Genomic DNA, 5,228 nt, shown 5'->3' on the forward strand with positions numbered 1-5,228 from the left:
GTCTCCGTTTCGGTTTCGGTCTCAGTTTCCGTTTCGATCTCTATTTCCATCTCGGTTTCACAATAAATATCAAATATCCCAGGTAAACAAACACCGTATCCATCCGGCAAATTTTCAAAATATAATCCATTAGCTTGTTGTGAAAATTGAGCTTCAGTTAACGGAATTGAAGGAGAACTAAGTTCAAAATGTTGACAATGACCAGGAAGGATTCGATGGGGGCTAAGATCTGTTATTAATACTTGGAAATTTCCAAAACATTTTGCTTCACCTGCGTCTATGTCTAGCCTTGCATTAATATCTGTTTCTGAACCTTCGCCCGGAGTCAGAAGATAAATCGTTCCTGTGTTCTTTGTATTGAAACAGATGGCTCCAATTTCTCCGGTAGTACCGTTATTACATACTGTAATTATTACATTACTTGGACACTTATTACTTTGAGTTACTTTTATAATACCTGATATAGTTTCCCCTTCTGTAGGGTTAAATAAGGCCATACCTGTTATTCACCTCTTTGAAAAACATATTCTACAGTTTTTCATTTTTCTTTTAATAGTAAATCTTTTCGCTTGGACACAAACCTTCCTTCATTAATTTAAAAATAAACATATTAATAGTCTATTTCTTACACGGATCAAGGTTCATTAAATAAACAAATAAGCAGCCCAATCTAAATAAGAAAATACACACAGGAAATTTTTTGAAATTCAATTTTACGAATGAATATATAAATAATCAGTGGAATAATACCCATCGTCATCAAATTTTTGCAATTACATTATACCGTGTAAGACTGGCACCAAAGTTCAAGCATTCTGCAAATGTGTTCCCCCACCCATACCATATACACGAATATCACCTCCATTTGGTACAACATTAATATCATTTTTATTTAAAATCACAACTTGCTCTTTCTTTTTTCCGCTGCCCTTTAAAGTTGGCAATCATATTTTCTACCGTGTACTTACCTTGAATTGCATGTAACCACTGAAATCATGTACTCTATCCCTCCTTTTCACCCATTCCATTCCTTCCTATTTACATAGTATGTTAGTGAACTTAAAATCGAGAGGTGAGTAATGAAGAAGAAAGTGTTAATTACCGGTGTTGCTGGTTTTCTCGGATCTCATCTGGCAAAGGATTTACTGGATGATGGTAATTTATTGGTGGGAATTGATAACCTATCATCCGGAAAAATGACTAATTTAACAAATCTGCCGGAAGACCGCTTTACTTTTATAAATATAGATGTTTGTTCCCCATTAGTTGCTACACATCCTGCTATGCAAAATATCTCGGAGATCTATCATTTAGCCTCCCCTGCTTCTCCGAAATATTATCAGGCAGCTCCTTTCGAAACCATTAATGTGAATACGATTGGCACGAAGAATATGCTGGAATTAGCCAGAAAAAACAATGCTAAGATGGTTTATACCAGTACAAGCGAGGCTTATGGTGATCCGGAAGTTCATCCACAGCCTGAAACCTATAGGGGGAATGTCAATACATGGGGGCCTAGAGCGTGTTATGATGAGTCAAAGCGTCTTGGCGAAGTGTTTTGTTATGAGTTCTATAATCAATATCAAACAAAGGTCAAAGTTGCCCGTATCTTTAATACCTATTCGGCTGGACTTGCCAATGATGACGGCAGAGTTATTTCAAATTTTGTCACTCAAGCATTAAAAGGAAACGATATTACAGTTTATGGAGATGGAACACAAACACGCTCGTTCTGTTATGTGACTGATGTCATAAGAGGCTTAAAGCTTTTGATGGAAAAGGATGAGGCAAACGGAGAGATTATTAATATCGGTAATCCTGTGGAATACTCTATTTTAAACGTGGCACATTTGATAAAGGCTTTAGCTAACTCAACTAGCACGATCACATTCCATCCACTTCCACAAGATGATCCGAAGGTCAGAAGACCTGTGATCGAAAAAGGAACAGCACTTTTAGGCTGGAGTCCCACTGTTTCTTTGGAAGATGGATTGATGGAAACAATTCGTCAGTACAGGTTGAAGCTAAATCTTAAAAAATTGAAAAATAAGACTTAATTTCTATGCCAGGTTCATTTTGTCCTGGCTTTATTTTTTAATCCAAAACATTAAATATAATAAAAAAATCCAATTAAGGACAGCAACCAGGCAAAAAGCTGAGCTGATTTGATTTGAAAAAGTCATCATGATCGCCGTTATAAACAGCCATAACCATTGAAATGAGCGTTTTTCTTTTTCCAAAGCTTTAACTTCGATTAATATATAAACGTACCTTTTATTCTGTCTTTCATATAATAAAATTAACCTTTTGCCAACCAGGTACAAGGTGCTGGAGATTTTCCCACCAACCTATATAACTTGTTTTTTCTAAACCATAAGTTCATTGGGGAAATAGCCAAATTCCCCCTAGTAATGATGAAGTCCTAATCAAATTACTTTTAAAATGCATACCATTATAGAAGTAAAGAATTTTAGATGGTAAATAAAGCTTTGATTACTAAAAAATCTATCAAGTATGTTTAAATCAAACAGGCTAGGTAATTCCATCAAAGAAAGGAGTCAAAAGTTGAAAGGAATTATAATTGCTGGGGGCAGTGGATCAAGACTTAGTCCTTTAACAAAAGTTATTTCAAAATCGCTTTTACCTGTCTATGATAAACCGATGATATATTACCCCCTTTCAATTTTAATGGATGCAGGTATACGTGAAATATTAATTGTAACTACTCCCCATGATAAATTAAGATTTATGAAATTATTAGGAAATGGATCAGACTTAGGGATTTCGATATGTTATGAAGTGGAGCCATCACCAAAAGGGATTGCACAAGCTTTTATTATCGGAGAGCAATTTATTGGCGATGATAATGTTGCATTAATATTGGGTGATAATATCCTTTTTGGAATTGGTCTAACAGAGCTACTACAAAAATCAATGACTAAGAAAACAGGTGCTACTATTTTTGGGTATTTCGTAAATGATCCCATAAGGTTTGGAGTGGTAGAATTTGATCAAAGAGGCAAAGCTATTTCCATTGAAGAGAAACCGAAAAATCCCAAATCCAACTACGCAGTAATAGGATTGTATTTTTATGACAACCGGGTTGTAGAAATAGCAAAAAATTTAAAACCATCCGAACGAGGAGAATTGGAAATTACCGATATTAACAAGAGCTATTTATTTATGGACGAGCTGGATGTTGAAGTTTTAGAAGAAGGATTTACTTGTATTGATTCCGGTATTCACAGTTCATTGTTTGAAGCATCACAATGTGTAAAAGAATTAGAAGAAAACTTAAATATTAAAATTGGATGCATAGAGGAAGTAGCTTTTAAAAAGGGATTTATCACAGAAGAGCAGTTATTTTCATTATCCACTCCGCTCCTTAAAACTAATTATGGAAAATACTTGATGAAAATTGCATCAAAAAATAAAGATCTATTCTAAATGAAAAAATTTATTCTTACTGCTTTTCTCCTTCTATATTAATATAAGCAGTCCTCCTTTACATTCCTACAAATAAACTCTCTTACTATCCAAAACTTACTATATTTAAAAAATGCCAATTGAAAAATGAAAATGAAGACATCTTTTTAGAATGACGAAAATAACCTCAAACCATGCCCAACCAAGTGGACTAGGACAGAGAAAACCGTTTTTTCCTTCAACATTGGATCGACGGTAGCTAGCATTTCTTAAACAACTATTTAAATAAAATTCGGGAGTCGAATTTTAAAGTATAAAGAATTTACAGAGGGTGAAAACATTGAAAGTTCTCGTTACAGGGGGATTAGGTTTCATTGGGTCACATCTTGTGGACCAATATATTCATAACGGGTATGAAGTTGTTATACTGGATAATCTTTCAACTGGATCTCTGTCTAATCTAAATCCAGAGGCCCGTTTTATTAATCTATCTATTTTAGATGATTCTCTCGAAGATTGGTTGCATAAAGAAAAACCAGATATTATAAACCACCACGCTGCACAAGTAAATGTCAGATCTTCAGTCAGCAATCCTATTTATGATGTAGACACGAATTTGCTGGGAACAATTCGTTTGCTTCAAGCAGCAGGCAAAGTTGGTATAAAAAAATTTATATTCGCTTCTTCTGGCGGTACTGTTTACGGTGAAACGCCAGAAATAGCTTTGCCTGAAACGTTTAAAACTAAACCAATATCACCATACGGTATTAACAAACTTGCATCTGAATTTTATATTGAATTCTACGCAAAACAATACGGTTTTCAATCGATCATTTTGCGTTATTCAAACGTGTATGGTTCAAGGCAAAATCCTGCATCAGAAGCTGGGGTAGTTTCTATTTTTGCAGACCATTTACGAAACGGTTTGTCTCCCATTGTGTATGGCGATGGGGAGCAAATTCGTGATTATATTCATGTGAGTGATGTTGTGGCTGCAAATATACTGGTTAGCCAATTGGAATCTCAAGCACAAGAAATTTTCAACGTTGGAACAGGAAAAGGAACATCATTAAATGATCTTCTTACCTTGTTTTATCGACTATATCATGGTGCAAAACCCCCGGTTTATACAAAAGCTAAAGCAGGGGAACTCGGTTTCAACGTATTATCGATTAACAAATTAAGTTCCTTGGGATGGTCTCCCAAAATCAACCTCAAAGAAGGCATTCAACAACTCTGCCAGGAACATGAATAAACTAGGGAAACCTCGCTAATGGCTTCCCTTTATCAAACTGGATGTGAGTCTGTATAACAATGGTTTCATATGTTATTAAGCTTCTATATTAAATTTAAAAATATTTTTTTAAGAAATCAAAAGGATCACAAATATCAAATTAAGAGGAGGTGAGCCCCCTCTTAATTTTTTAATTCCTATACTCCTAAAATATTTATCAGTTTTTTTTAATAATTTAGGCAAGACAAATAAAGCTTACCTCAGTTTTTACTGATTTAAGCCCTCTTGAAAAAAATATGTTGAACCGTTAATGTACATTCACCCACATATTTAAGATCAATGAAATAAATATCTTATTCAATGAAGTTAGTAAGTTTAAATAAATTTTGATTAAATTCCATGCCTTTCGTTTGTAAAAGATTCACTATCTTATGACCACCTCTATGTCCCATAACAATAATTCCGTGTACTTTACCATCGTAGAATAATTGATAAGCTTCATCGCAATAGTCTACTAGCATTTTATAAACATAATCATATAATTTGATTTCAACATTTGGGTAAATAT

The 5,228-nt window shown here is 34.3% G+C and carries 6 protein-coding genes; 3 read left to right on the top strand and 3 right to left on the bottom strand.

The genetic code is table 11. From position 1 onward, the window contains the following. Positions 1-497: hypothetical protein (locus V7266_RS00100; RefSeq protein WP_335465080.1), on the bottom strand; the 497-nt coding region annotated here is incomplete at its 3' end. Positions 498-806: 309 nt separating this feature from the next. Continuing rightward, positions 807-944: a hypothetical protein gene (locus V7266_RS00105; protein WP_335465082.1), complete on the bottom strand. Its 138-nt coding sequence runs from the start codon at positions 942-944 to the stop codon at positions 807-809. A gap of 135 nt (positions 945-1,079) precedes the next feature. Here V7266_RS00105 and V7266_RS00110 point away from each other — a divergent pair, with 135 nt between their 5' ends. The 3 genes from V7266_RS00110 (at position 1,080) to V7266_RS00120 (ending at position 4,681) form a co-directional block, all read left to right on the top strand. Further along, positions 1,080-2,057, top strand: coding sequence for an NAD-dependent epimerase/dehydratase family protein (locus V7266_RS00110; protein ID WP_335465083.1), 978 nt, complete (start codon positions 1,080-1,082; stop codon positions 2,055-2,057). Positions 2,058-2,565: 508 nt separating this feature from the next. Beyond that, positions 2,566-3,447 carry a glucose-1-phosphate thymidylyltransferase RfbA gene (gene rfbA / locus V7266_RS00115; protein ID WP_335465086.1) on the top strand — a complete coding sequence of 294 codons (882 nt, stop codon included), beginning with the start codon at positions 2,566-2,568 and terminating at the stop codon, positions 3,445-3,447. Between the two features lie 319 nt (positions 3,448-3,766). Then, on the top strand, positions 3,767-4,681 hold the full coding sequence (locus V7266_RS00120) for an NAD-dependent epimerase/dehydratase family protein (RefSeq protein WP_335465088.1): 915 nt from the start codon (positions 3,767-3,769) through the stop codon (positions 4,679-4,681). A 332-nt stretch (positions 4,682-5,013) separates the two neighbouring features. On the opposite strand, the gene V7266_RS00125 is transcribed toward V7266_RS00120, so the two are convergent. After that, positions 5,014-5,228: hypothetical protein (locus V7266_RS00125; RefSeq protein ID WP_335465089.1), on the bottom strand; the 215-nt coding region annotated here is incomplete at its 5' end.

The sequence above is a fragment of the Neobacillus drentensis genome, assembly GCF_036965645.1.
Taxonomy (GTDB): Bacteria; Bacillota; Bacilli; order Bacillales; family Cytobacillaceae; genus Neobacillus; species Neobacillus drentensis_D.

What these genes read in the sequence shown, in the direction of transcription:
- V7266_RS00110 (WP_335465083.1), top strand. Translation starts at nt 1,080, where the DNA reads ATGAAGAAGAAAGTGTTAATTACCGGTGTTGCTGGTTTTCTCGGATCT.